The organism is Pseudomonas sp. TWRC1-2 (assembly GCF_049896685.1).
GTDB lineage: Bacteria > Pseudomonadota > Gammaproteobacteria > Pseudomonadales > Pseudomonadaceae > Aquipseudomonas.
This window is the reverse complement of record NZ_JAFCUU010000003.1, coordinates 81776-108271: the sequence shown is the minus strand read 5'-3', so window position 1 is coordinate 108271 and position 26496 is coordinate 81776. Positions and strand designations below refer to the sequence as shown.

At 62.0% G+C, this 26496-nt stretch carries 26 protein-coding genes; 13 read left to right on the top strand and 13 right to left on the bottom strand.

The features are described from left to right. Nucleotides 1–47: 47 nt before the first annotated feature. The 3 genes from gmhB to glyQ are packed head-to-tail and all read right to left on the bottom strand — an operon-like array spanning nt 48 to nt 3591. Nucleotides 48–587 carry a D-glycero-beta-D-manno-heptose 1,7-bisphosphate 7-phosphatase gene (gmhB, locus tag ACP7B3_RS09385; RefSeq protein WP_177410061.1) on the bottom strand — a complete coding sequence of 180 codons (540 nt, stop codon included), beginning with the start codon at nt 585–587 and terminating at the stop codon, nt 48–50. Continuing rightward, entirely contained in the window at nt 587–2641 is a 2055-nt protein-coding gene (gene glyS / locus ACP7B3_RS09380) for a glycine--tRNA ligase subunit beta (RefSeq protein ID WP_426178691.1), read from the bottom strand. The genes gmhB and glyS overlap by 1 nt, the downstream gene beginning before the upstream one ends. Then, nucleotides 2638–3591 (bottom strand): glycine--tRNA ligase subunit alpha, encoded by a 954-nt coding sequence (gene glyQ, locus ACP7B3_RS09375; RefSeq protein WP_003187265.1) that lies wholly within the window; start codon nt 3589–3591, stop codon nt 2638–2640. The genes glyS and glyQ overlap by 4 nt, the downstream gene beginning before the upstream one ends. Nucleotides 3592–3672: 81 nt before the next feature. Between glyQ and ACP7B3_RS09370 the strand changes: the two genes are divergently transcribed. Together ACP7B3_RS09370 and ACP7B3_RS09365 are read left to right on the top strand one after the other, a co-directional pair. Further along, complete coding sequence (locus ACP7B3_RS09370; protein ID WP_106575980.1) at nt 3673–4230, top strand: DNA-3-methyladenine glycosylase I; 558 nt, start codon at nt 3673–3675, stop codon at nt 4228–4230. 40 nt (nt 4231–4270) lie between these two features. Next, nucleotides 4271–5158, top strand: coding sequence for a lysophospholipid acyltransferase (locus ACP7B3_RS09365; RefSeq protein WP_242200567.1), 888 nt, complete (start codon nt 4271–4273; stop codon nt 5156–5158). Nucleotides 5159–5286: 128 nt separating this feature from the next. Here ACP7B3_RS09365 and ACP7B3_RS09360 read toward each other — a convergent pair whose 3' ends face one another. The 5 genes from ACP7B3_RS09360 to def all read right to left on the bottom strand — a co-directional run bounded on the left by ACP7B3_RS09360 (nt 5287) and on the right by def (nt 9967). Beyond that, on the bottom strand, nt 5287–5598 hold the full coding sequence (locus tag ACP7B3_RS09360; RefSeq protein WP_242200565.1) for a hypothetical protein: 312 nt from the start codon (nt 5596–5598) through the stop codon (nt 5287–5289). Between the two features lie 137 nt (nt 5599–5735). Then, nucleotides 5736–7109: a Trk system potassium transporter TrkA gene (gene trkA / locus ACP7B3_RS09355; protein WP_106575983.1), complete on the bottom strand. Its 1374-nt coding sequence runs from the start codon at nt 7107–7109 to the stop codon at nt 5736–5738. A gap of 21 nt (nt 7110–7130) precedes the next feature. Beyond that, nucleotides 7131–8441: a 16S rRNA (cytosine(967)-C(5))-methyltransferase RsmB gene (rsmB, locus tag ACP7B3_RS09350; RefSeq protein ID WP_145158434.1), complete on the bottom strand. Its 1311-nt coding sequence runs from the start codon at nt 8439–8441 to the stop codon at nt 7131–7133. Beyond that, nucleotides 8438–9391 (bottom strand): methionyl-tRNA formyltransferase, encoded by a 954-nt coding sequence (gene fmt / locus ACP7B3_RS09345; RefSeq protein ID WP_426178690.1) that lies wholly within the window; start codon nt 9389–9391, stop codon nt 8438–8440. Before fmt ends, rsmB begins: the two co-directional genes overlap by 4 nt. 69 nt (nt 9392–9460) lie before the next feature. Beyond that, nucleotides 9461–9967, bottom strand: a complete 507-nt coding sequence (gene def, locus ACP7B3_RS09340) for a peptide deformylase (protein WP_016970668.1) — start codon at nt 9965–9967, stop codon at nt 9461–9463. Between the two features lie 135 nt (nt 9968–10102). Between def and ACP7B3_RS09335 the strand changes: the two genes are divergently transcribed. The 3 genes from ACP7B3_RS09335 (at nt 10103) to ACP7B3_RS09325 (ending at nt 12640) form a co-directional block, all read left to right on the top strand. Then, nucleotides 10103–10870 (top strand): peptidoglycan-binding protein, encoded by a 768-nt coding sequence (locus ACP7B3_RS09335; RefSeq protein WP_426178689.1) that lies wholly within the window; start codon nt 10103–10105, stop codon nt 10868–10870. Between the two features lie 63 nt (nt 10871–10933). Then, a complete protein-coding gene (gene dprA, locus ACP7B3_RS09330) occupies nt 10934–12028 on the top strand; it encodes a DNA-processing protein DprA (RefSeq protein WP_426178688.1) in 1095 nt (364 codons plus the stop codon). A 54-nt stretch (nt 12029–12082) separates the two neighbouring features. After that, complete coding sequence (locus tag ACP7B3_RS09325; protein ID WP_106575988.1) at nt 12083–12640, top strand: L-threonylcarbamoyladenylate synthase; 558 nt, start codon at nt 12083–12085, stop codon at nt 12638–12640. A gap of 132 nt (nt 12641–12772) precedes the next feature. Here the strand turns inward: ACP7B3_RS09325 and ACP7B3_RS09320 are convergent, their stop codons facing one another. After that, on the bottom strand, nt 12773–13750 hold the full coding sequence (locus ACP7B3_RS09320; protein ID WP_426178687.1) for an NADPH:quinone reductase: 978 nt from the start codon (nt 13748–13750) through the stop codon (nt 12773–12775). A 176-nt stretch (nt 13751–13926) separates the two neighbouring features. Here ACP7B3_RS09320 and hemF point away from each other — a divergent pair, with 176 nt between their 5' ends. Both hemF and aroE read left to right on the top strand, forming a co-directional pair. Further along, on the top strand, nt 13927–14859 hold the full coding sequence (gene hemF / locus ACP7B3_RS09315; protein WP_145158446.1) for an oxygen-dependent coproporphyrinogen oxidase: 933 nt from the start codon (nt 13927–13929) through the stop codon (nt 14857–14859). After that, nucleotides 14859–15677, top strand: coding sequence for a shikimate dehydrogenase (gene aroE / locus ACP7B3_RS09310; protein ID WP_426178686.1), 819 nt, complete (start codon nt 14859–14861; stop codon nt 15675–15677). The genes hemF and aroE overlap by 1 nt, the downstream gene beginning before the upstream one ends. Before the next feature lie 128 nt (nt 15678–15805). On the opposite strand, the gene ACP7B3_RS09305 is transcribed toward aroE, so the two are convergent. From ACP7B3_RS09305 to betC, 3 genes are all read right to left on the bottom strand, one after another. Beyond that, nucleotides 15806–17374, bottom strand: coding sequence for a SulP family inorganic anion transporter (locus ACP7B3_RS09305; RefSeq protein ID WP_426178685.1), 1569 nt, complete (start codon nt 17372–17374; stop codon nt 15806–15808). 173 nt (nt 17375–17547) lie between these two features. Beyond that, nucleotides 17548–18462 carry a choline ABC transporter substrate-binding protein gene (gene choX / locus ACP7B3_RS09300; protein ID WP_426178684.1) on the bottom strand — a complete coding sequence of 305 codons (915 nt, stop codon included), beginning with the start codon at nt 18460–18462 and terminating at the stop codon, nt 17548–17550. Between the two features lie 18 nt (nt 18463–18480). Continuing rightward, complete coding sequence (gene betC / locus ACP7B3_RS09295) at nt 18481–19995, bottom strand: choline-sulfatase (RefSeq protein ID WP_426178683.1); 1515 nt, start codon at nt 19993–19995, stop codon at nt 18481–18483. 103 nt (nt 19996–20098) lie between these two features. On the opposite strand from betC, the gene ACP7B3_RS09290 reads away from it, so the two are divergent. The 6 genes from ACP7B3_RS09290 to ACP7B3_RS09265 all read left to right on the top strand — a co-directional run bounded on the left by ACP7B3_RS09290 (nt 20099) and on the right by ACP7B3_RS09265 (nt 25838). Beyond that, the gene (locus ACP7B3_RS09290) at nt 20099–21049 is read left to right on the top strand and encodes a choline sulfate utilization transcriptional regulator (RefSeq protein ID WP_426178682.1); all 951 of its coding nucleotides are present in this window, start codon (nt 20099–20101) and stop codon (nt 21047–21049) included. Nucleotides 21050–21079: 30 nt separating this feature from the next. Then, on the top strand, nt 21080–21406 hold the full coding sequence (locus ACP7B3_RS09285; RefSeq protein ID WP_426178681.1) for a DOPA 4,5-dioxygenase family protein: 327 nt from the start codon (nt 21080–21082) through the stop codon (nt 21404–21406). Between the two features lie 162 nt (nt 21407–21568). Further along, nucleotides 21569–22528: a 2-dehydro-3-deoxygalactonokinase gene (locus ACP7B3_RS09280; RefSeq protein ID WP_416364666.1), complete on the top strand. Its 960-nt coding sequence runs from the start codon at nt 21569–21571 to the stop codon at nt 22526–22528. Nucleotide 22529: 1 nt separating this feature from the next. After that, nucleotides 22530–23150, top strand: a complete 621-nt coding sequence (locus ACP7B3_RS09275; RefSeq protein ID WP_145158462.1) for a 2-dehydro-3-deoxy-6-phosphogalactonate aldolase — start codon at nt 22530–22532, stop codon at nt 23148–23150. Between the two features lie 61 nt (nt 23151–23211). Beyond that, nucleotides 23212–24360: a galactonate dehydratase gene (gene dgoD, locus ACP7B3_RS09270; protein ID WP_145158464.1), complete on the top strand. Its 1149-nt coding sequence runs from the start codon at nt 23212–23214 to the stop codon at nt 24358–24360. 167 nt (nt 24361–24527) lie between these two features. Next, nucleotides 24528–25838, top strand: a complete 1311-nt coding sequence (locus ACP7B3_RS09265) for an MFS transporter (protein ID WP_369302765.1) — start codon at nt 24528–24530, stop codon at nt 25836–25838. 203 nt (nt 25839–26041) lie between these two features. Here ACP7B3_RS09265 and ACP7B3_RS09260 read toward each other — a convergent pair whose 3' ends face one another. Beyond that, a complete protein-coding gene (locus ACP7B3_RS09260) occupies nt 26042–26491 on the bottom strand; it encodes an anti-virulence regulator CigR family protein (protein ID WP_242200528.1) in 450 nt (149 codons plus the stop codon). Nucleotides 26492–26496: the final 5 nt, after the last annotated feature.

Below are 26496 nucleotides of genomic sequence, written 5' to 3'. Positions count from 1 at the left end.
TTAAAAGCGCACTCCCGAACAGTCCTTGGTCAGGAAGTCGAGGGCGGCTAGTTGTTGATAAGTTCTGCGGCAACCGCCGCCAGATCGTCAAAAATCAAAGTGCCTACCGGCAGGTCTTTCGCCTGGGTCTTTTCGCCTTTCCCGGTCTTAACCAAAACTGGCTGAGAGTCGACGGCTTTGGCCGCCTCCAGGTCACCGAGGCTGTCCCCGACGAACCATAGCCCAGCCAAGGGCACCTTGTAATGTTCTGCAATGGTTTTCAACATGCCAGGCTTGGGTTTGCGGCAATCGCAGCCCTCATCCGGCCCGTGAGGGCAGTACACCACCAGCCCCACCTCACCGCCCTGCTCGGCCACCAACGTGCGCAAGCGCGCGTGCATGGCGTCCAGGGTGGCGATGTCGTAATAACCACGGGCGATGCCGGACTGGTTGGTGGCGATGGCCACCGTCCAGCCGGCTTTGCTCAACTGCGCGATGGCCTCGATCGAGCCGGGCAGTGGAATCCATTCCGCCACCGACTTGATGTAAGCGTCGGAGTCGTAATTGATCACTCCGTCCCGATCGAGAATCAGCAGTTTCAACATGATCAGCCCAGTACAGAAATGTCAGCGATGTTGATGAACAAACCCCGCAGACGCGCCAGCATGGCGTAGCGGTTTTTCCGCACGCCGGCATCGTCGGCATTGATCATCACGGCTTCGAAGAACGCATCCACCGGCTCACGCAAGGTGGCCAGGCGCGCCAGAGCTTCGGCGTAGTTACGTTCAGCGAGCAGCGGCTTCACTGCGTTTTCGGCCTTGGCGATGGCCGAGTTCAGCGAGAACTCCTTGGCATCGGCAAACAGGGACGGGTCGACTTCGGTATTGCCGAGGTTGTCGGCCTTGCTCAGCAGGTTCGACACGCGCTTGTTCACGGCAGCCAGCGCATCGGCTTCCGGTAGCTTGCGGAAAGCCTGTACGGCCTGCACACGCTGATCGAAGTCCAGTGCCGAGCCCGGTTGCAGGGCACGGACCGACAGGTACACCGAAACATCCACGCCTTCGTCTTCGTAACGCGCACGCAGGCGGTCGAACACGAACTCCAGCACTTGCTCGGCCAAACCGGCTTGCTTGACCTTGCCACCGAACTGGCCGACCGCAAACACCACGGCCTGGGTCAGGTCGAGGTCGAGCTTTTTGTCGATCAGGATACGCAGCACGCCCAAGGCAGCACGGCGCAGGGCGTACGGGTCTTTGCTGCCGGTAGGCAACATGCCGATACCGAAGATACCCACCAGGGTATCCAGCTTGTCGGCGATGGCCACGGCCGCACCGGTCAAGGTGGTTGGCAGCTCAGCACCGGCACCGCGCGGCATGTACTGCTCGTTCAGCGCCAGGGCTACATCGTCCGGCTCGCCGTCGTTGAGGGCGTAGTAGTAACCGGCAACGCCTTGCATCTCCGGGAACTCGCCGACCATTTCGGTGGCCAGGTCGCACTTGGACAGCAAGCCCGCGCGGGCAGCCCAGGCGGCATCGCCACCAATGCGCGGCGCAATGTAGGCCGCCAGCTTGGAAACGCGCACGGCTTTGTCGTAGACGCTGCCGAGTTTTTCCTGGAACACCACGTTTTGCAGGCGCAGGTTGAAGTCTTCGAGCTTCTGCTTCTTGTCTTGCTTGAAGAAGAACTCGGCGTCGGTCAGGCGCGGGCGCACGACTTTTTCGTTACCGGCGATGATCTGCTGCGGGTCTTTGCTTTCGATGTTGGCCACGGTGATGAAGCGCGGCAGCAACTTGCCGTCCACGTCCAGCAGGCAGAAGTACTTCTGGTTGTCCTGCATGGTGGTGATCAGGGCTTCTTGCGGCACGTCGAGGAAACGCTCTTCGAACGAGCACACCAGCGGCACTGGCCATTCAACCAGCGCGGTCACTTCGTCGAGCAGGCTTGGCGGCACGATGGCGGTGCCTTCCTGCAGGCGGGCCAGCTCTTCGGTGCGCTTGCTGATCAGCTCACGACGCTCATTGGCATCGGCCAGCACGTAAGCGGCGCGCAGGTCGGCGGCATAGTTGGCGGGCGAAGTGATGCGCACGGCTTCTGGGTGGTGGAAGCGATGACCACGCGAATCACGGCCCGCCTTTTGAGCGAGGATCGTGCAGTCGATGACCTGGTCACCGAGCAGCATCACCAGCCATTGGGTTGGGCGTACGAATTCTTCTTTGCGAGCGCCCCAGCGCATGCGCTTGGGGATCGGCAGGTCGTTGAGGGAATCTTCAACGATGGTCGGCAACAGGCTCGCCGTCGGCTTGCCGGTGATGACCTGGCTGAAACGCAGTTTCGGGCCGCTCTGGTCGATCTCGCTCAGCTCGACGCCGCACTTCTTGGCAAAACCCAGGGCTGCTTGAGTCGGGTTACCTTCCGCATCGAAAGCGGCTTGGCGCGGCGGGCCGTCGAGGTTGATGCTGCGGTCCGGCTGCTGGGTTTCCAGCGCGGTCAGCAACACAGCCAGGCGACGTGGCGCGGCGTAGACTTTTTTCGCAGTGAATTTCAGGCCAGCGCTGTGCAGGCCTTTTTCAATACCGGCCAGGAACGCCTCGGCCAGGGTGTTGAGTGCCTTGGGCGGCAGCTCTTCGGTGCCCAGTTCAACCAAAAAATCTTGAGCACTCATTGTGCAGCCTCCAGCTTAGCCAACACTTCATCACGCAGATCCGGGGTTGCCATCGGGAAGCCCAGCTTGGCGCGAGCCAGCAGGTAGGCTTGGGCGACGGAACGCGCCAGGGTGCGTACACGCAGGATGTATTGCTGGCGCGCGGTGACCGAGATGGCACGGCGGGCATCCAGCAGGTTGAAGGTATGGGAGGCCTTCAACACCATTTCATAGCTTGGCAACGGCAGCGGCTGGTCGAGTTCGATCAGGCGCTTGGCTTCGCTTTCATAGAAGTCGAACAGCTCGAACAGCTTGTCGACGTTGGCGTGTTCGAAGTTGTAAGTGGACTGCTCCACTTCGTTCTGGTGGAACACATCGCCATACGTCACTTTGCCGAACGGACCGTCAGCCCACACCAGGTCGTAGACCGAGTCCACGCCTTGCAGGTACATGGCCAGGCGTTCAAGGCCGTAAGTGATCTCGCCGGTCACCGGGTAGCACTCGATGCCGCCCGCTTGCTGGAAGTAAGTGAACTGCGTCACTTCCATGCCGTTGAGCCAGACTTCCCAGCCCAGGCCCCAGGCGCCCAGGGTCGGCGATTCCCAGTTGTCTTCGACGAAACGGATGTCGTGCACCAGTGGGTCCAGGCCGACATGTTTCAGCGAGCCCAGGTACAGCTCCTGGAAATTGTCCGGGTTAGGCTTGAGTACCACCTGGAACTGGTAGTAGTGCTGCAGGCGGTTCGGGTTTTCGCCGTAGCGGCCGTCAGTCGGGCGACGACTGGGCTGCACATAAGCGGCGTTCCAGGTTTCCGGGCCAATGGCCCGCAGGAATGTAGCGGTGTGGAAAGTGCCGGCGCCTACTTCCATATCGTAGGGCTGAAGTACCACACAACCTTGCTCGGCCCAGTATTGCTGGAGGGCGAGGATCAAGTCTTGGAAGGTACGCACGGCTGGCGTAGGCTGGCTCACGAAATTCACCTGTTACTTGGGCTGCGATTTAAAGAGCGGGAGTATACCCGATTCGGCCGCGCCACCATCCCCTGGAGCCTTATGCCACGCTGCTTTTGGTGTTCTGAAGATCCGCTGTACATGGCTTATCACGATCAGGAGTGGGGAACGCCGCTGCGCGATGCGCAGGGTCTGTTCGAGTTGCTTTTGCTCGAAGGGTTCCAGGCGGGCCTGTCCTGGATCACCGTTTTACGCAAACGCGAGCATTATCGAAAGGTCCTGTTCGGCTTCGATGCACAGCGCCTGGCACGCCTCAGCGATGCCGAGATCGAGGCACTGATGCTCGACCCTGGCATCGTGCGCAATCGCCTCAAGCTCAATGCCACCCGCCGCAATGCCGCGGCCTGGCTGGCGCTGGAAGACCCGGTGGGTTTGCTCTGGTCGTTCGTCGGCGGCGTGCCCAAGGTCAATCACTTCAAGGATCGCAGTGAGGTCCCGGCGATTACGCCCGAGGCTGAAGCCATGAGCCGCGCCCTGAAAAAAGCCGGTTTCACCTTCGTCGGGCCAACCATTTGCTACGCCTTCATGCAGGCCAGCGGAATGGTCATGGACCACACTCAAGACTGCGACCGTTACGCGGACTTGGCCAACGCCGGTTAGAATGCCCGCTTTTCGCACCACACACGATCAGGAGTGACCTGTGGAAAAGTTTAAAGGCGCCTTGCTGGTAGGCGCTCTTCGGTTGTTTGCCTTGTTGCCATGGCGCGCTGTTCAGGCCGTTGGCACGGCAATTGGCTGGATCATGTGGAAAACCCCCAACCGCTCCCGCGAAACAGTGCGGATCAACCTCTCCAAATGCTTCCCGGACATGGACCCCGCCGCCCGCGAGCGCCTGGTCGGCCAGAGCTTGATGGACATCGGCAAGTCCCTGACGGAAAGCGCCTGCGCCTGGATCTGGCCGGCCCAGCGCTCCATCGACCTGGTGCGCGAAGTCGAAGGCCTGGAAGTGCTGCACCAAGCCCTGGCCTCGGGCAAAGGCGTGGTGGGCATCACCAGCCACCTGGGCAACTGGGAAGTGCTCAATCACTTTTATTGCAACCAGTGCAAACCGATCATTTTCTACCGCCCGCCCAAGCTCAAGGCGGTGGATGAACTGCTGCAAAAACAGCGCGTGCAATTGGGCAACCGTGTGGCGGCGTCCACCAAGGAAGGCATTCTCAGCGTGATCAAGGAAGTGCGCAAAGGCGGCCAGGTGGGAATCCCGGCTGACCCCGAGCCGGCGGAATCGGCCGGGATCTTTGTGCCGTTCTTCGCCACCCAGGCACTGACCAGCAAGTTTGTACCCAACATGCTTGCCGGCCATAAAGCGGTGGGCGTGTTCCTGCATGCGCTGCGGCTGCCGGACGGTTCGGGTTACAAAGTGATTCTGGAAGCGGCGCCGGAAGACATGTACAGCACCGACACCGCCACGTCCTGCGCGGCGATGAGCAAGGTGGTGGAGCGCTATGTCGGCGCCTACCCGAGCCAGTACATGTGGAGCATGAAGCGCTTCAAGAAGCGCCCGCCGGGTGAGGCGCGTTGGTATTGATTCACCCAGGTCTAAGCCCAATGAAGACCTAATGTGGGAGCTGGCTTGCCTGCGATGGCATCACCTCGGTGTAACACAGAGACCGAGTTGTCTGCATCGCAGGCAAGCCAGCTTCCACAGGGATCGCATCAGGCCTGCCGGTCGAGCTTTTTCAGGAACACCCTCATCTCTTTCTCGGCCTGCTTGTCGCCATGGGCCTGGGCCGCTTCAATGCCCTTCTCCCACGCCAGCCGCGCCGCCGCACTATCACCCAACCCCGCCTGCGCCTTGCCCAACAACTTCCACGCCGCCGAATACTTCGGATCGAATTCCACGCACTTGTGCAAATGCTCGGCCGCCTTGGCGTTGTCCTTCGCGTCCAGATAACCCTTGCCCAAGCCAAAGCGCAGCAATGAATTATCCACACCCTTGGCGAGCATTTTTTCCAGGGATTCGAGCATGGTGGCGTGTCCTTTTAGCTAGGTAAGGTTTTCAAGCGCGTCATCGCGGGCAAGCCCGCTTGCGCGTTAAAAACGCGATCACCTGTGGGAGCGGGCTTGCCCGCGGTGACGACGGCAGGCTCACCTGAATGGTTTGATCAGAAAAAGCTCAACCCCACGTGGAACAACTTCTCCACATCGCGGATATGTTTTTTATCCACCAGAAACAGAATCACATGGTCGCCCGTGACGATCACCGTATCGTCGTGGGCGATGAGCACCTCTTCGTCACGAATGATCGCGCCAATGGTGGTGCCCGGCGGCAAGCCGATATCGCGGATGGCCTTGCCGATCACCTTGCTCGACTTCGAATCGCCATGGGCAATCGCCTCGATGGCCTCCGCCGCGCCCCGGCGCAGGGAGTGCACGCTGACGATATCGCCACGGCGCACGTGAGCAAGCAAGGTGCCGATGGTGGCCAGCTGCGGGCTGATGGCGATGTCGATATCGCCGCCCTGGATCAGGTCGACATAGGCCGGGTTGTTGATGATGGTCATGACCTTCTTCGCCCCCAGCCGCTTGGCCAACAGCGAGGACATGATGTTGGCCTCGTCATCGTTGGTCAGTGCCAGGAAAATATCGGCGTCGGCGATGTTCTCTTCCATCAGCAGGTCGCGGTCCGAGGCGCTGCCTTGCAGTACGACGGTGCTGTCGAGGGTGTCGGACAAATGCCGGCAGCGCGCCGGGTTCATCTCGATGATCTTCACCTGGTAGCGGCTTTCGATGGCCTCGGCCAAGCGCTCGCCGATCTGCCCACCGCCGGCGATGACGATGCGTTTGTAGGTCTCGTCCAGCCGGCGCATTTCGCTCATGACCGCGCGAATATTCGCTTTGGCGGCGATGAAAAATACTTCGTCGTCGGCCTCGATCACGGTATCGCCCTGGGGCAGGATCGGCCGGTCGCGCCGGAAAATCGCCGCCACGCGGGTTTCCACATTCGGCATGTGCTCGCGCAACTGGCGCAGTTGCTGGCCCACCAGCGGACCGCCGTAATAGGCTTTAACGGCGACCAATTGCGCCTTGCCCTCGGCAAAGTCGATCACCTGCAAGGCGCCCGGAATTTCGATCAGACGCTTGATGTAGTGAGTCACCACTTGTTCAGGGCTGATCAGCACGTCCACTGGAATCGCGTCGTTGTCGAAAAGCCCTGCACGGGTCAGGTAAGCCGCCTCACGGACACGGGCGATTTTGGTCGGGGTGTGAAACAGGGTGTGGGCGACCTGGCAGGCGACCATGTTGGTCTCGTCACTGTTGGTGACGGCCACCAGCATGTCGGCATCGTCGGCACCGGCTTGGCGCAGCACCGTCGGGAATGACGCGCGGCCTTGCACGGTGCGGATGTCGAGGCGGTCGCCGAGGTTGCGCAGGCGCTCGGCATCGGTGTCGACCACCGTGATGTCGTTGGCTTCGCTGGCCAAATGCTCGGCCAGCGTGCCGCCGACCTGCCCTGCCCCAAGGATGATGATTTTCATCCGGTCACTCCCTTAAACCCATTAGCCGCGCGCGGCGGCAATCTTGATCAGTTTGGCGTAGTAGAAGCCATCGTGTCCGCCTTCTTGCGCGAGTAACTGGCGGCCGTGGGGCTGCTTGATGCCGGCCGCGGTGGCGAGGTCCAGTTCGCGCGCGCCGCTGGTGCGGGCGAGGAAGGCTTGAATCACCTCGGTGTTCTCGGTGGGCAAGGTCGAGCACGTGGCGTAGAGCAGGATGCCGCCGACTTCCAGGGTCGGCCACAGGGCGTCGAGCAGTTCGCCTTGCAGCACGGCCAGGGCGGCAATGTCGTCGGGTTGGCGGGTCAGCTTGATGTCCGGATGACGGCGAATCACGCCAGTGGCGGAGCATGGCGCGTCCAGCAGAATGCGCTGGAAGGGTTTGCCGTCCCACCAAGTGGCGGTGTCGCGGCCGTCAGCGGCGATCAGCTCGGCGTTCAGGCCCAGGCGGGCGAGGTTTTCACGCACGCGCACCAGGCGCTTGGCTTCCAGGTCGACGGCGACGACAGCGGCGAGGTCTTTTTCGACTTCCAGAATGTGACAGGTCTTACCGCCCGGCGCGCAACAGGCGTCGAGCACGCGTTGGCCGGGCGCCAGGTCGAGCAGGTCGGCGGCCAGCTGCGCGGCTTCGTCCTGCACGCTGATCCAGCCTTCGGCAAAGCCTGGCAGGCTGCGTACGTCGGTGGCTGCTTCCAGCACGATGCCGTCGACGCTGTACACGCACGGCGTGGCGTTGATGCCGGCGTCGGTGAGCAATTGCAGGTAGGCGTCGCGGCTGTGATGGCGACGGTTGACCCGCAGAATCATTGGTGGGTGCGCATTGTTGGCCGCGCAGATGGCTTCCCATTGCTCAGGCCAGAAGGCTTTCAGGGACTTTTGCAGCCAGCGCGGGTGTGCGGTGCGCACCACCGGGTCGTGTTCCAGCTCGGCCAGCAACGCTTCGCCCTCGCGCTGAGCGCGGCGCAGCACGGCGTTGAGGAGCGCCTTGGCCCAAGGTTTTTTCAGCTTGTCGGCGCACCCAACGGTTTCACCGATGGCGGCGTGGGCCGGCACGCGGGTGTAGAGCAGTTGATAGAGGCCGACCAGCAGCAGCGCTTCCACATCCGCATCCGCGGCTTTGAACGGCTTTTGCAGCAGCTTGGCTGCCAGCGCCGACAAGCGTGGCTGCCAGCGCGCGGTGCCAAAGGCCAGGTCCTGAGTGAAACCGCGATCACGGTCTTCAACCTTATCCAGCTGCGTAGGCAGCGAACTGTTCAGCGAAGCCTTGCCATTCAGGACGGCGGCGAGGGCCTTGGCGGCGGCCAGACGCGGGTTCATTGAACGACCGCCCCGAGAACCGTGCCCAGGGCAAATTTCTCACGACGGCTGTTGAACAAATCGCTGAAATTAAGCGCTTTACCGCCGGGCAATTGCAGACGGGTCAGGCAAAGCGCCTGTTCGCCGCAGGCGACCAACAGGCCTTCTTTGCTGGCGCCGATGATTTCACCGGGGGCGCCCTTGCCTTCAGCCAAGGTGGCGGCCAGCACTTTCAAGGCTTCGCCACTGAGTGTGCTGTGGCCGATCGGCCATGGGTTGAAGGCACGCACCAGGCGTTCCAGCTCTACGGCCGGGCGGCTCCAGTCGATGCGCGCTTCGTCTTTATTGAGTTTGTGGGCGTAGGTGGCCAGGCTGTCGTCCTGCACTTCGCCTTCGAGGGTGCCGGCGGCCAGGCCGGCGATGGCCTGGACCACAGCGGGCGGGCCTAGCTCGGCGAGGCGGTCATGCAGGCTGCCGCCGGTGTCTTGGGCGGTGATCGGGGTGGTGACTTTCAGCAGCATAGGGCCGGTGTCGAGGCCCGCCTCCATGCGCATCACGGTCACACCGCTTTCACGGTCGCCGGCTTCCACGGCGCGCTGGATCGGCGCCGCACCGCGCCAGCGTGGCAACAGCGAAGCGTGGCTGTTGATGCAGCCCAGGCGCGGGATATCCAGCACCGCCTGAGGCAGGATCAAGCCATAGGCCACGACCACCAGCAGGTCTGGCTTCAGCGCCGCCAGTTCCGCCTGGGCCTCGGCGTTGCGCAGGGTTGGCGGTTGCAGCACAGGGAGGTTGTGTTCCAGCGCCAGCTGCTTGACCGGGCTTGGCATCAGCTTTTGCCCGCGACCGGCCGGGCGGTCCGGCTGCGTGTACACCGCGACAATGTCATAAGGGCTGGCAAGCAGCGCCTTGAGGTGTTCGGCAGCGAATTCGGGAGTGCCGGCAAAAACAATGCGCAGTGGCTCGGTCATGGGAGGTCTCGGTTAAAAACAGTCACAAAAGAAAAAGGCTTGCCGCAGCAAGCCTTTGGAAGAAGGGCATCAAGCTTGCTGGCGATGCTTTTTTTCCAGCTTCTTCTTGATCCGGTCGCGTTTAAGCGTGGACAGGTAATCGACAAACAGCTTGCCGTTGAGGTGGTCGCACTCGTGCTGGATGCACACGGCCAGCAGGCCATCGGCGATCAGCTCGTAGGGCTTGCCGTCACGGTCCAGTGCCTTGATCTTCACGCGCAGCGGGCGTTCGACGTTCTCGTAGAACTCCGGCACCGAGAGGCAGCCTTCCTGGTATTCGCCCATCTCTTCGGTCAGCGGTTCGAACTCGGGGTTGATAAACACCCGCGGTTCGCTGCGATCTTCCGACAGGTCCATGACCACGACGCGCTGATGCACGTTGACCTGGGTGGCGGCGAGGCCGATGCCCGGGGCTTCATACATTGTTTCAAACATGTCATCGACCAACTGACGAACCTTGTCGTCCACTACGGCCACCGGTTTGGCGATCGTGCGCAGGCGCGAGTCGGGAAATTCGAGGATGTTCAAAATAGCCATAAGCGTAATTGCTGCACATGTGAGGTAGAGGCAAATCGGCGGTGGGATGGACCCAGGCAGCCGGTGTGAAAGGTTCGAAAGCCGCGAAGGCTATGGCATTTCACGCGAACGCACATAATAAAGGAGATTGACCCCATGAGGAAATCGCTACTCGTCTTGCTGCTGTGGACGCCGCTCACGATGGCCTTGATCCCACCGCCTGGCCAGCGGCTGGAACCAGCAACTCAGCAGGCTATCCAGTCCTTTTTACTGCACAACCGCATACTCGATACGGCTCACGACCTGGACAACGCACCTTACATTGTCGCGGCCGATGCGGGCCGGGTGCTGGGCGCCAATGGTGACCGTGTGTATGCAAGGGGCGCCCTGGACCCCACACAGCCCAATTACGGAATTTTTCGCCGCGCCAAGGCCTACACCGACCCCGACACTCAGGAATTGCTGGGCATCAATGCCGACAACATCGGCACCGCGCGCTTCGTAATGGCCGGCGATCTCACCACGCTGGCGGTGCAGCGAGTCACCCAGGAAGTACGTCCCGGCGATCGGCTGCTGCGCGCCGAACCTACGTTTGAGCCGGCCCCCGTTAAGCGTGCGCCCTGTGTTAAGGGGCACATCATCGACATTCCCAAAGGCGTCACCCAGATTGGCGTACTGGACGCCGTCACCCTGAACAAAGGCCGACGCGACGGGCTGGTTGAAGGCCAATTGCTGACCGTGATCAAAGCCGGCGCGACGATCCGCGACACCCTCACTGGCACGGCAACCCAACTCCCTGATGAGCGCGCCGGCACGCTGCTGGTGTTTCGCACTTATGAAAGGCTCAGCTATGGCCTGGTTCTCAGCGCCTCACGCTCGCTGGCAGTCATGGACCGATTCGAGACTGCTCAACAAACACAATAAATAGCCTGCTAAATAAGTTACCAACAGAGTTATCCACAGCTTGTTCCGGTCAAGGATGATCAAATGTATCCGATAAACAGCAGCGAAATTTCCCCGTCAGAACTGGAAGCTCGGCTACGCTTGCACAGGCTGCCGGAACTGGGTTCCAAGCGTTTTCGTGTGTTGCTCGAAGCCTTCGGCTCTGCCTCAAAAGCCATCAGCGCCCCTGCCAGTGCATGGCGTTCCCTCGGGTTGCCGGCCGTCAGCGCCGATGCCCGCCGCAGCCCTGAAATACGTGACGGTGCCAGTGAGGCATTGGCGTGGTTGGCGCAGCCGGCCCAGCATTTGCTGATGTGGGACCAACCTGATTACCCGGCACTCCTCGCCCAGATCGACGATGCCCCGCCGCTATTGTTCGTCGCCGGTGACCCAAAAATCCTGGAAAAACCGCAGTTGGCCATGGTCGGCAGTCGCCGTGCGTCGCGCCCCGGCATGGACACCGCAGCGGCCTTTTCCCGCAGCTTGGCGAGCGCCGGTTTTGTCATCACCAGTGGCCTTGCTTTGGGTATAGACGGCGCGGCGCACCAGGCAGCGCTGGATGTCGGCGGCCAGACAATCGGCGTGCTCGGTACCGGGCTTGAAAACTTTTATCCACAGCGCCACCGACAGCTCGCAGCCACGATGATTGCCCAGGGCAGCGCGGTGGTTTCCGAGTTCCCGTTGGACACCTCGCCACAAGCTGGCAACTTCCCCCGGCGCAACCGGATCATCAGTGGCCTGTCGCTGGGCGTGCTCGTGGTGGAGGCCAGCATGGCCAGTGGCTCGCTGATCACCGCGCGGCTGGCGGCCGAGCAAGGGCGCGAGGTGTATGCGATCCCGGGCTCCATCCATCACCCTGGCGCCAAGGGCTGCCATCAATTGATCCGCGATGGCGCGACGCTGGTGGAATCCATCGAGCACATTCTGGAAGGGTTACGTGGCTGGCAGGCGCTGTCCCGTCCGGCACCCATGCCGGTCACTCATCCGCTGGTGGCGTTGCTGCACGCCGCGCCTCACACCAGTGAAGGCTTGGCCATTGCCAGCGGGCGGCCGTTGTCCCAGGTGCTGGCAACCCTCACCGAGCTTGAGCTCGAAGGCCAGGTGATCTGCGAAAGCGGGCGCTGGCTTGCGCGCTGCTAGGTTTTGTAAAGAAGATCGGTAAACTGCGCAGAGCTTTAGTCCGGAGAGTGAGTAATGGTCAACAGGTGGCGTGTGCTGGAAACCGCACGGGAAATTCGCGCAGGCGCGGTGATTGCCTACCCGACCGAAGCGGTCTGGGGCCTTGGCTGCGATCCGTGGAACGAAGAAGCGGTGGACCGGCTGCTGGCGATCAAGAATCGGTCGGTGGACAAGGGCCTGATCCTGGTGGCGGACAATATTCGCCAGTTCGATTTTCTCTTTGAAGACTTCCCGGACACCTGGATCGAGCGCATGGCCAGCACCTGGCCTGGGCCCAATACCTGGCTGGTGCCCCATCAGGACCTGCTGCCTGAGTGGGTAACGGGTGTGCATGACACGGTGGCGTTGCGGGTGACTGATCATCCGCTGGTGCGGGATCTGTGCTCGCTGGTCGGGCCGCTGATTTCCACCTCGGCCAACCCGCAAGGGCGCCCGGCTGCGCGTACGCGGCTTCGCGTGGAGCAATACTTCCGTGGCCAGGTTGATCGGGTGTTGGGTGGTGCTTTGGGTGGGCGCAAGAACCCGAGCCTGATTCGTGATTTGGCGACGGGTGAGGTGGTGCGGCCTTCCTGAGACCGCGGTGCGGCCATCGCGGGCAAACACGCTCCCACACTCGACCGCGTTCCTTCCGTTGGAATGCGATCAAAATGTGGGAGCCGGGCTTGCCCGCGATGAGGCCCTTACAACCTCAAAAGATCTACCGCCTTATGGCAGCAGAATGGTCGACCCCGTCGTCCGCCGCCCCGACAACTCAGTCTGCGCCTTCGCCGCGTCCGCCAGCGAAAACCGCTGGTTGATATCAATGCGCACCTTGCCGCTCTTGATCATCGAGAACAAATCATCCGCCATGGCCTGCAAGTCTTTCGGGTTGCTGGCGTAAGTCGCCAAGGTCGGCCGGGTGACATACAGCGAACCCTTCGCCGCCAGAATCCCCAGGTTCACCCCATCCACCGCGCCCGACGCATTACCAAAACTCACCACCAGCCCACGTGGCGCCACGCTGTCCAGCGAGGTCAGCCAGGTGTCCTTGCCAACGCCGTCGTACACCACCGGGACTTTTTTGCCGTCGGTCAATTCCAGTACGCGTTGTGCGACGTTTTCCTTGCTGTAGTCGATCGTTTCCCAGGCGCCGAGGGATTTGGCCAAGGCGGCCTTTTCCGGTGAACTCACGGTGCCGATCAACTTCACTCCCAAGGCCTTGGCCCATTGGCAGGCCAGTGAACCCACACCACCGGCAGCAGCGTGGAACAGAATGGTTTCGCCGCCCTTCAATTCGTAGGTTTGACGCAGCAGGTACTGCACGGTCAGGCCTTTGAGCATCGCACCGGCAGCCTGTTCGAAGCTGATGTCGTCCGGCAGGTGCACCAGGTTGGCGGCGGGCAGCACGTGCAATTCGCTGTAGGCGCCCAGCGGGCCGCTGCCGTAGGCCACGCGGTCGCCGACTTTGAATTGCGTGACCTCGCTGCCCACGGCATCGACCACACCGGCGCCCTCTGCGCCCAGGCCCGATGGCAGGGCCGGCGGCGCGTAAAGGCCGCTGCGGAAGTAGGTATCGATAAAGTTCAGGCCAATGGCCTCATTGCGCACACGAACCTGCTGCGGGCCAGGCTCTGCCGGCGTGTAGTCGACATACTCAAGCACTTCGGCGCCGCCATGGGCGCTGAACTGGATACGTTTGGCCATCTGCACTTCTCCTGAGGTCGAATTCGCGTAGCCCTCTATCCCACTCCTATGCTTGATCTTCGTCAACTGCGGCGCACCTAAGTGCAGTGCCACGTAAGTGCAGTGGTATCCTGTGCGCCCATTTGCCGCCGACGCCGCATGGCCTCGCGTAGCTTTGCCCGATTCAAGGTGATGCCATGACTACCCGCACCGAGGCTGTTAAAGCCTACCTGCTCGACCTGCAAGACCGTATTTGCAGCGCCCTGGAAACCTTCGAGACGGACACTCGCTTTATCGAAGACGCCTGGACCCGGCCTGCCGGTGGCGGCGGTCGCACCCGTGTGATCGAAAACGGTACGGTCATCGAAAAAGGCGGCGTTAACTTTTCCCACGTGTTCGGCAGCGGTCTCCCACCGTCCGCCAGTGCGCATCGCCCTGAGCTGGCCGGTCGCGGGTTTGAAGCCTTGGGCGTGTCGTTGGTGATCCACCCGCACAACCCGCATGTGCCGACGTCCCACGCCAATGTGCGCTTTTTCATCGCCGAAAAAGAAGGCGAAGAACCGGTGTGGTGGTTCGGAGGCGGCTTCGACCTTACGCCCTACTACGGCAACGAGGAAGACTGCATCCACTGGCACCGCGTTGCCGAGCAGGCCTGTGCGCGGTTCGGCCCGGACGTGTACTCGCGCTACAAAGCCTGGTGCGATACGTATTTCCATATCAAGCACCGCAACGAACCGCGCGGCATCGGCGGCCTGTTCTTCGACGATTTGAACGAGTGGGACTTCGACACCTGCTTCGCCTTCATCCGCGCCATCGGCGATGCGTACATCGACGCCTACCTGCCAATCGTGCAGCGCCGCAAGGCCCTGGCTTACACCGAACAGCAGCGCCAGTTCCAGGAGTTCCGCCGAGGGCGCTACGTCGAATTCAACCTGGTCTACGACCGTGGCACCCTGTTCGGCCTGCAGTCGGGCGGGCGCACCGAGTCGATCCTGATGTCGCTGCCGCCGCAAGTGCGCTGGAGCTATGACTGGAAGGCCGAGGCCGGTAGCGAAGAAGCGCGTCTCACCGATTACTTCCTGCAAGACCGCGACTGGCTGGGCCTAGCCGCGCCCAAGGCGGCCGTCTGATGGACCGTTATGTGGTGTTCGGCAACCCTATCGGCCACAGCAAGTCGCCGTTGATTCATCGCATGTTCGCCGAGCAGACCGGCGAGCAACTGGACTACAGCACCTTGCTCGCGCCTTTGGAGGATTTCACCGGCTGTGCCCGTGAGTTTTTTCAGCAAGGCCGTGGCGCCAATGTCACGGTGCCCTTCAAGGAAGACGCCTACCGCTTGGCCAACAGCCTGACTGAACGTGCCCAGCGCGCCGGGGCGGTGAACACCCTGAGCAAGCTGGCGGACGGCTCCCTGCTGGGTGACAACACCGACGGCGCCGGCCTGGTGCGCGACCTGAAAGTGAACGCCGGGCTGAACCTGCAAGGCCAGCGCATCCTGTTGCTCGGTGCTGGCGGCGCGGTGCGTGGGGCGTTGGAGCCCTTGCTGGCCGAGCAGCCTGCCGCGCTGATCATCGCCAACCGCACGGTGGAAAAGGCCGAGTTGCTTGCCGGGCTGTTTGACGATCTGGGCGCTGTGTCAGCCAGCGGTTTCGACTGGCTGCGTGAGCCGGTGGACCTGATCATCAATGCCACGTCCGCGAGTCTGTCAGGCGATGTACCGCCGATTGCCAGCAGCATGATCGAGCCGGGCAAGACCTTTTGCTACGACATGATGTACGCCAAGGAACCCACCGCGTTCTGCCGTTGGGCGACAGAGCATGGCGCAGCCGTGGCGATGGATGGCCTGGGCATGCTCGTGGAGCAGGCGGCGGAAGCGTTCTTCCTGTGGCGCGGCGTGCGCCCGGATTCGGCGCCGGTGTTGGCTGAGCTACGCCGCCAGTTGGCGTAACACAACGCCAACGTGGGCACGGTCAAACTGTGGGAGCTGGCTTGCCTGCGATGCAGACGACTCGGTCGGTCAGTTAGACCGAGGTGATCCTATCGCAGGCAAGCCAGCTCCCACAGTTTCAACCGCATTCAGTCTTCGAAATGGATGGGGCAGTTGTCGGCCCCTTCGAGTTTTTTCAGCTCTTCCACTACCTGCGGCCGGGCCCTACGCAACGTCAAACTACGCCCCGTTCCCCGCAACCGCCGTGCCTCCTGGTGCAGCATCTCCACCCCGGAATAGTCGATAAAGTTGATCTGCTGCGCCTCGATCACCACCCGCTCACCCTGCAAGCTCTGCAGGCGCACTTGCAGGTAATGGCTGGCGCCAAAAAAGATCGAGCCCCCCACCCGCAATACATCTTCATCACCGTCGCGCCACTGCTGAACACGCGGTTGCGAAGTGCGTTTGAGGTAGAAAAACAGCGACGCCAGCACCCCGGCGTAAATCGCCGTTTGCAGCTCCAGCAGCAAGGTGGCCACGCACGTCAGGCTCATCACCACAAATTCTGCGCGGCTCACGCGAAACAGCGCGCGGATGCCGCGATGATCCACCAGGCCCCAGCAAATCAGCAGGATGCTCGCGGCCATGCTGGGGATTGGTATGTGCGCGATCAACGCCGCCCCAAATACGGCAAACAACGCCACCCAGCCGGCGGAAAACACGCCTGCCAACGGTGAGCAAGCGCCCGCCTCGTAACTGAGGCCGGAGCGGGTAAAGGAACCGGCCGACAAGTAGCCGGAGAAAAATCCGCCGACGATATTGGATAAGCCCTGCGCGCGGACTTCTTGATTGGCGTCGAGCAGTTGCTGCGAACGCGCCGACAGCGAGCGCGCAATCGACAAGCTGGTCACCAGCCCGAGCATGCCCACCGCCACCGCGCTCGGCAGCAGGCGCAGGAGCATGTCCAGGTCCATCGGCAATGGGCTGAACGGCGGCAGTGTGCCCACAAACGAACTGACCCGCGCCACATGCCCGAACATCGACGGCCACAGCCACGCCACCAGGCTGCCCAAGGCCAGGGCGATCAACAGTGTTGGCCAACGTGGCACCAGGTACTTGAGCAGCGCGCCCACCAGCAAAGTGCCCAGGCCCAGGGCGAGGGAGGCGTGGTCCCATTCGCCACTGTGATCGATGAGCGCCAGCAAACTCTTGATCGCTGTGGCTTGGCTGGGCAGATCCAGCCCCAGCAGGTTGGGCAACTGCCCCAAGGCGATCACCACGGCAGCGCCGAGGGTGAACCCCAGCACCACCGAATGAGAGACGAAATTGACCAGCGCGCCGAAGCGCAGCATGCCCAGCAGCCATTGGAAAACGCCAGCGAGGACGGTCAGCAGCAGGATCAGCGTGATGTAGTCCTGCGACCCTGGCACGGCCAAGGGGCTGATGCTGGCGTAGAGCACGATGGAAATGGCGGCGGTAGGGCCGCAGATCAGGTGCCAGGAGGAACCCCAGAGGCAGGCGATCAGTACCGGGATGATGGCGGCGTACAAGCCGTATTCGGGTGGGAGACCGGCGATCAGCGCGTAGGCAATCGACTGCGGCAGCGCGAGCACGGCACCGCTTAAGCCAACCATCGCGTCCCGGCCGACGCTGGCGCGGGTTTGGCGCGGGAGCCAGGCGAGGAAGGGCAAGAGTGTATGGCGGTTGGGCCGGGGCATGAAAGGCTCGGTTCGAAAGGTTTGCATCAGGGTATCAGCACACACAGTCCCCCGTGGGAGCTGGCTTGCCTGCGATAGCATCACCGCGGCGTATCAGTAATACCGAGGTGCCTGGATCGCAGGCAAGCCAGCTCCCACAAAAGCCAGTTCCCAAAAAGGATCGATTTCGGGGGTTATAGCTTGGCTTTTACGGCGGCCAACGCATCCTGGCCATCCACGGTTTTTACCCCATCGAGCCACTTGTCCAACACCGCCGGATTGGCCTTGATCCAGGCCTTCGCCGCATCAGCATTGCTGACTTTTTTATTCACCACCTCCGCCATGATGCTGTTCTCCATCTCCTGGGTAAAACTCAGGTTGGTCAGCAGTTTTCCGACATTCGGGCAGGCTTGCGCGTAGCCCTTGCGGGTCAAGGTATACACACTGCCGGTGTCACCGAAGTACTTCTCGCCGCCCTTGAGGTAATGCATGTTCAACTGCACGTTCATCGGGTGCGGCGTCCAGCCGAGGAAGGTCACGAACTTCTGTTTCTTAACCGCCCGCGACACTTCGGCCAGCATCGCCTGTTCACTCGACTCGATCAGCTTCCACTGACCGAGGTCGAAGTCGTTCTTCTTGATGATCTCTTGCAGCGAGATATTGGCCGGCGCGCCGGAGCCGATGCCGTAGATCTTCTCGTCGAACTTGTCGGCAAATTTGTTCAAGTCGGCAAAGTCATGCACCCCGGCGTCCCACACGTAGTCCGGCACGGCAAGGGTGAACTCGGTGCCGTCGAGGTTTTTCGCCAGTTGCACCACATCGCCATTGGCCACGAACTTGTCATAGAAGCCCTGCTGCGCCGGCATCCAATTGCCCAGAAACACGTCCACCTGGCCGTCCTTGAGCCCGCCAAAGGTGATCGGCACCGCCAGGGTGTCGACCTTGGCCTTGTAGCCCATGCCGTTCAACAGAAAACCGGTGATGGCATTGGTGGCGGCGATATCGCTCCAGCCTGGATCGGCCATCTTCACCGTGTCGCAGCTAGCGTCCGCGTACGCATTGGCGCTACTGAGCACCAACATGCCCAGCACTACAGTCAACTTTTGCATGGCCTTCCCTCTGTCTATTTATTGGTTTTGGCAGGGTTGTGGGTAACGTGCCTTGCGCTCCAGGTCGTCGAGGTCGATATGGTTGCGCATGTATTGCTGACTGGCGTCCACCAGTGGCTGGTGATCCCAGCTCTTCAGCTTGCCTTGGGTCAGCGCCTCAAACACCAGGCGGCGACGGCGTTGGCTGGCGAGTACCTGCTGATGGATCGCCGGGATGTCCCATTTGGCCCGCGCCTCACTCAAAAACGCCTCGAACAGTGGCCGGTGTTCCGGTGACTGGCTGAGGTTTTCCCGCTCGTGCGGGTCGTTGTGCACATCGAACAGTAGACAAGGATCGTCCTCGCTGTAGATGAACTTGTACGCGCCACGGCGAATCATCATCAGCGGGCTGATGGTGCCTTCGGCCATGTATTCGCCAAACACTTCGTCGTGCCCGCCCTGCCCCTGCAAGTGCGGGACCAGCGAGCGTCCGTCCAGCGGCAAGCGCGGGTCCAGCTCGCCGCCGGCCAACTCCACCAACGTCGGCAACAGGTCGGCCGTGGAAACCGCTTTGGTCACGCGGCCCGCCGCGAATTGCCCCGGCGCACTGACCAGCAGCGGCACGCGGGCGGCCATTTCAAACCAGTGCATTTTGTACCAGAGGCCGCGTTCGCCGAGCATGTCGCCGTGGTCGCCGGAGAAGATGATGATCGTGTCCTCGGCAAGACCCGTGTCTTCCAGGGTTTGCAGGAGTTTGCCGACGTTGCTGTCGATGTAGCTGCACGCGCCAAAATAGGCACGGCGCGCATCACGGATCTTGTTCAGCGGCAGCGGCTTGTCCCACAGGTCGTAGACCTTGAGCAGGCGCTGCGAATGCGGGTCGAGGTCGGCCTGGGCCGGCGTCGTAGGCAATGGGATGTCGCTGTCGTCGTACAGGTCCCAAAACGGCTTGGGAATGGTGTACGGGTCGTGTGGGTGAGTCATCGACACGGTCAGGCAGAACGGCTGGTCACCGTCATTGCGGATATGGTCGAACAAATATTGCTGGGCCTTGAACACCACCTCTTCGTCGAAATCCAGCTGGTTGGTGCGCACGCACGGGCCGGCTTGCAGCACCGATGCCATGTTGTGATACCAGGTGGGGCGCACGTCCGGCTCATCCCAGTTCACCGCCCAGCCATAGTCGGCGGGGTAAATGTCGCTGGTCAGGCGTTCTTCATAGCCGTGCAACTGGTCAGGGCCGCAGAAGTGCATCTTGCCCGACAGCGCGGTGCGGTAGCCGAGGCGGCGCAGGTAGTGGGCATAGGTCGGCACATCGCCAGGGAAGTCTGCCGCGTTGTCGTAGGCGCCGATCTTGCTCGGCAACTGGCCGCTGACCAAAGTGAAACGCGACGGCGCGCACAGCGGGCTGTTGCAATAGGCGGCGTCGAACACCACACCCTGTTCGGCGAGGCGGCTCAGGTTTGGCAGTTTGATCGGGGAAGGTCCGTAGAACGGAAGCAGCGGCGCGGCCATTTGATCGGCCATGATGAAAAGAATGTTCTTGCGCTTCATGAGTCTTCGGCATTCCATAGGCGGTGTTTATGCGAATGAGCATGCGGCCCATGGAAAATGGGGTAAAGCCCATGAAAAGCAATGTCTAGGATAAGCACAGCTTATGTATGAAGCCCTTGGCGATCTTTCCCTCGACCTGCTGCGCGCATTCGAGGCGGCGGCACGCCACCGCAGCTTTACCGCTGCCGCCGTGGAACTGGGCACCACTCAGCCGGCCATCAGCCAACAGATCAAACGCCTCGAAGAACAGCTTGGGCTGCGTTTGTTTGATCGCATCTACCGTGGCATCGAGCTGACCGACGCTGGCGCGCTGTTGTTTGAGCATGTGCAGGGCGGTTTGCAGACCATCAACCAAGGCCTGAGCGCGATCACCCAGCAAGACCAGCATGAAGTGCTGCAAGTGGCCACCGACTTTGCCTTCGCCGCCTACTGGCTGATGCCGCGTCTGCACCGCTTTCACCAGGCCAACCCGCAGGTAGACGTGAGCCTGGTCACCAGCGAACGCAACCATGCCAGCTTGCGCAGCGATATCGACGTGGCGGTGTTGTTTGGCGATGGCCGTTTCAAACAGGGTGACAGCCTCTGGCTGTTCAACGAGGAAGTGTTCCCGGTGTGCAGCCCGCAATGGCTCAAGGATCAGGCCACGCCGCTGACCGTGCAGACGCTGCCGGACTGTCCGCTGCTGCACCTGCGCCAGGAAAACAACAGCCAGTGGTTCGACTGGAGCGGTGTGTTCCGCGAGCTGGGCATTACCACCGCGCCCACACCCGGCCAACTGCGCTTCGACAACTACACCCTGTTGATCCAGGCCGCGATTGCCGGCCAGGGCGTGGCCATCGGCTGGCGCCACTTGGTGGATAACCTGCTGGAGCAGAACTGGCTGTGTCGGCCGATCAGCGACACGGCGATCTCACGCTTCGGTTATTACGTGGTGCAGCCCCAGCGCAAACGCCGGGGGCAGTTGGTCGAGCGCTTTGTCGACTGGCTGGTGGCCGAGCAAGCCAGCAGCGCACAGTCGCTGACCGGGCTGGCCCTGCCGTCGATTGCGGTCTAGGATCGGCGCATATTGGATCCGGATTTCGCCATGCAACGTATCAAGGGCTACCACGCCCATATCTACTTCGACGCCAGCACCATCGACCAGGCGCGCAAGCTCTGCGAGGACGCAGCCAAGCTGTTTCCGTTGCGCATGGGCCGCGTGCATGAACGCCCGGTGGGCCCGCACCCGGACTGGAGTTGCCAGCTGGCGTTCGAGCCGGAATACATCGGTGTGGTGTTGCCATGGCTGGCTTTGCATCGCGAGGGGCTGGTGGTGTTCCTGCACCCTGATACCGGCGATGACCTGAAGGATCACACCGATTACGCGATCTGGATGGGCGCGATGCGCGAGCTGGACCTGTCTATTTTTTAACCAGTGCGTATAAAAATCCCATCTCCTTGTGCAAAGGCGATGGGATTTTTTGTGTTTTAACCCAATATATGGGACTGTTATTTATATATTGAGATATCGACAGTCATAGGTTTATATTCGCCCATCTGCTTTTTTCAGCACCCACTCATTTCAGGTGAAGCGATGCAGGCGCAATTGATCGCGCTCGACTGGGGGACCAGCTCCCTTCGTGCTTATAAACTCGGCCCGGCCGGCAAGGTGCTCGACCAGCGCGCACTGGCGTTCGGCATCATGCACCTGCCCAGCGAACCCCGTGACATTGCCGGCGTGCGTTGCAGCGATGGCTTCGAGTTGGCGTTCGACGCGGCCTGCGGCGACTGGCTCGACGCCCAGCCCGACTTGCCGGTGATCGCCTGCGGCATGGTCGGCAGTGCCCAGGGCTGGAGTGAGGCGGCGTATCGCAATACGCCGGTCGATGTCGCAAGCCTCGGCCAGGCGCTGCATAGCGTGCGCAGCCTGCGCGGCGTGGCGGTGCATATCGTGCCCGGCGTGATCGAACAGGTGGGCTTGCCCAATGTGATGCGCGGCGAAGAAACCCAGGTGCTGGGCGTACTGCAAGGCCTCGCGGCTGAGGTGTTGATCGGCCTGCCGGGCAGCCATTCCAAATGGGTCGAGGTGGTGGAGGGCTGCATCACCCACTTCGACACCTTCATGACCGGCGAACTGTTCGCCGTGCTGAGCCAGCACAGCATTCTCGGCCGTACGCAAAAAACCTCCGACCACTTCCAGGCCGAAGCCTTTGATCGCGGCGTGCAGGTGGCACTCTCCAACGACGGCCAGCGTGGCGTGCTCTCGACATTGTTCAGCGCCCGCACACTCGGGCTGACCGCCGAACTGGCTCCCGACCAGCAACCGGATTACCTGTCCGGCCTGCTGATCGGGCATGAACTCGCCGGTTTACCGGCCCCTGCAAAACATAAGCCTATCGTCCTGGTCGGCACCGCAGCGCTCTGCGCCCGTTACCAGCGCGCCCTCGCGCTCTGCGGCTTCGCCCACGTCAGCCTGGCGCAAGCGGCCACCGAACGCGGCCTGTGGCAATTGGCCGTGGCGGCCGGGCTCACTCAACCGGTCCTGGAGGCCTGACATGCTCAAGCAAGCACTCGCACACAACGGTTTGATCGCAATCCTGCGCGGTGTACGGCCGCACGAAGCTGAAGCGATCGGCCAAGTGCTCTACCAGGCCGGCTTTCGCGTGATCGAAGTTCCGCTCAATTCGCCGGACCCTTACACCAGCATCCGCACGCTGCGCGACAGCCTGCCCGCCGATTGCCTGATCGGCGCGGGCACCGTGTTGACGCCCGAGCAGGTCGAGCACGTCAAAGCCGCCGGTGGCCAAGTGATCGTCATGCCCCACAGCGATGCCAAGGTGCTACGCGCCGCGAAAGCGGCGGGCTTGTACCTGTCGCCGGGTGTGGCCACGCCCACCGAAGCCTTCGCCGCGTTGGCCGAAGGCGCCGACGTACTGAAGCTGTTCCCGGCCGAGCAAATGGGCCCGGCTGTGATCAAGGCGTGGTTGGCGGTACTGCCGGCGGGCACGTTGCTGCTGCCGGTCGGCGGCGTGACCCCGGACAACATGCAGGTGTATTTCGACGCAGGCGCCAAGGGCTTCGGCCTGGGGTCCGGGTTGTTCAAGCCGGGCATGTCTGTGGATCAAGTGGCGAGCAGTGCCCAGGCGTATGTCGCCGCCTGGAATGCGCTGAATTGATGCCCTGAAAAGAACGCAAGTTTTGCGCCCTCGGCGCTGCATCGACAAGAGAGATAAGAAGATGAAAATCACCAAACTGACCACCTTCATCGTTCCGCCACGCTGGTGCTTCCTCAAGGTCGAAACCGACCAGGGCGTGACCGGCTGGGGTGAACCTGTGGTCGAGGGCCGCGCACACACGGTGGCGGCGGCTGTTGAAGAACTTTCCGACTACCTGATCGGCAAAGACCCACGTAATATCGAAGACATCTGGACGGTGCTCTATCGCGGCGGCTTCTACCGAGGCGGTGCCGTGCACATGAGCGCCCTCGCCGGTATCGACCAGGCGCTCTGGGACATCAAGGGCAAGGCGCTCGGTGTGTCGGTCAGCGACCTGTTGGGCGGCCAGGTGCGCGACAAGATTCGCGTGTATTCATGGATCGGCGGCGACCGCCCCGCCGATACGGCGCGTGCCGCCAAAGAGGCCGTGGGCCGTGGCTTCACTGCCGTGAAAATGAACGGCACCGAGGAGCTGCAGTTTGTCGACAGTTTCGACAAAGTCGACCTGGCCCTGGCCAACGTTGCCGCCGTGCGCGATGCGGTGGGCCCGAACGTCGGCATTGGCGTCGACTTCCATGGCCGGGTGCACAAGCCCATGGCCAAGGTGCTGATGAAAGAACTCGACCCTTACAAACTGATGTTTATCGAAGAGCCGGTGCTCAGCGAAAACTACGAAGCGCTCAAAGAACTGGCGCCGTTGACCAGCACGCCGATTGCGCTGGGCGAGCGGCTGTTCTCACGGTGGGACTTCAAGCGCGTGCTCAGCGAAGGTTACGTCGACATCATCCAGCCGGACGCCTCCCACGCCGGCGGCATCACCGAAACCCGCAAGATCGCCAACATGGCCGAAGCCTACGACGTGGCCCTGGCCCTGCACTGCCCGCTGGGCCCGATTGCCCTGGCGGCCTGCCTGCAATTGGACGCGGTTTGCTACAACGCGTTTATCCAGGAGCAAAGCCTGGGCATTCACTACAACGAGAGCAACGACCTGCTCGACTATGTGCGCGACCCGGGCGTGTTCGACTATGACAAAGGCTTTGTGAAAATCCCCAACGGGCCAGGCCTGGGCATCGAGATCAACGAGGAATACGTGATCGAGCGCGCGGCTATCGGCCACCGCTGGCGCAACCCGATCTGGCGGCATGCCGACGGCAGCTTTGCCGAGTGGTGATCGTCCCCTGACGAAATCGGACACAAAATGTGGGAGGGGGCTTGCCCCCGATAGCGGTGTATCAGTTGATGCATTCGGTGACTGGCACTCCTCATCGGGGGCAAGCCCCCTCCTACCTTTGGTCCAGTGAGACCTGTCCTCAATAAACATAAGAAGAGGCAACCCCCATGCACCCTGAATCCTTCACCGGGCAGGCTTCTCTCGTCACGCCCAGCAGAAAGCGTTTCTTCATCATGGTGCTGCTGTTTATCACCGTGGTGATCAACTACCTCGACCGCAGCAACCTGTCGATTGCCGCCCCGGCGCTGACCAGCGAGCTGGGCATCGACCCGGTGCATGTCGGGCTGATCTTCTCGGCGTTCGGCTGGACCTACGCCGCCATGCAGATCCCCGGCGGCTGGTTGGTGGACCGGGTGCCGCCGCGCACTCTCTACACCGTGGCCTTGCTGCTGTGGTCGATTGCCACCGTGATGCTTGGTTTTGCCGCCAGCTTTATCGCGCTGTTTGTGCTGCGCATGGCGGTCGGCGCGCTGGAAGCGCCGGCTTATCCGATCAACAGTCGCGTGGTCACCACCTGGTTTCCCGAGCGTGAGCGTGCCACGGCGATTGGCGTTTATACCTCCGGGCAGTTTGTCGGGCTGGCGTTTCTCACGCCGGTACTGGCCTGGCTGCAACACGCGTTCGGCTGGCACATGGTGTTTGTCGCCACCGGTGGCGTGGGCATTGTGTGGGCGCTGATCTGGTACGCCGTGTACCGCGAGCCGAAGGACTTCAAAGGCGCCAATGCGGCTGAAATCGAGCTGATCCGCGAAGGCGGCGGGCTGGTGGATATGCAGGCCAAGGCGGTCAAGGCGCCATTCAGTTGGGTCGACCTCGGGATCGTACTGAGCAAGCGCAAGCTGTGGGGCATCTACCTGGGGCAGTTTTGCCTGAACTCCACGTTGTGGTTTTTTCTGACGTGGTTCCCGACCTACCTGGTGAAATATCGCGGCATGGACTTCATCAAGTCGGGCTTGCTGGCGTCGCTGCCGTTTCTGGCGGCGTTTGTCGGCGTACTGTGTTCGGGGCTGTTTTCTGACTGGCTGATTCGCCGGGGCACGTCGGTAGGCTTTGCGCGCAAGTTGCCGATTATTGGCGGGCTGCTGATTTCCACGGCGATCATTGGCGCCAACTATGTGGATTCGACGACGTGGGTGATTGCGTTTCTGGCGGTGGCGTTCTTTGGGAATGGCTTGGCGTCGATTACCTGGTCGCTGGTGTCGACCTTGGCGCCTGCGCGGCTGCTGGGGTTGACCGGCGGGGTGTTTAACTTTATCGGTAACTTGTCGGCGATTACGACGCCGATTGTGATTGGCTTTTTGGCCAGCGGGGATTCGTTTGCGCCGGCGATTACCTACATTGCGGTGCTGGCGCTGCTGGGCGCGCTGTCCTATGTGCTGCTTGTAGGCAAAGTCGAACGTATAGAACTGAAGGAATAGCCTGCGGCGAGTGACCCCTGTGGCGAGCGGGCTTCCTGTGCTGAGCGGGCTTCCCGTGGCGAGCGGGCTTGCCCCGCGTTGGGCTGCGCAGCAGCCCCATCAGGGCCACTGCGGTGTCTCAGGGAAACCGCGTTATCCGGTTTTGGGGGCGCTTCGCACCCCAACGCGGGGCAAGCCCGCTCGCCACAGGGTAGTGCGAGGGATTAGTTAAGTACGCCGTCCAGAATCTCGTAGACGATGCCTGTGCCGACTGCAATCAAGACCACGTCCGGGCCGGAACGGCGCCATTCATAACCCGGGTAAACCGGCAGGCGTGCCAGGGCGCGGTTGTCCAGGCGTTCGCCGTAGTAGCCGCGTGGCAGTGGCTGGCCGCGGACCAGGCGTACATTCGGTGGCGGCGGTGCGCCACGGGCGAACTGACCGTGGTTGTCGTGGATGATCTGGCGCACCGGGCCGAAGTCCTGAGGCGGGCCACGACGGTTGTTCTGCGGGCCACGATGGTCATCGCCGCGTTGCTCGTGCTGGCCTTGCGGGCCGCCACGGCCAGGGCCATTGTCATCGCCCCGTTGGTCAGGTGGCGCGGCCTGCACCAAGGCACTCGCGCCGAGCATCAGCACGCCGAGACCAGCGATCAAGCGTTTAGGCATTTTCATGGGGT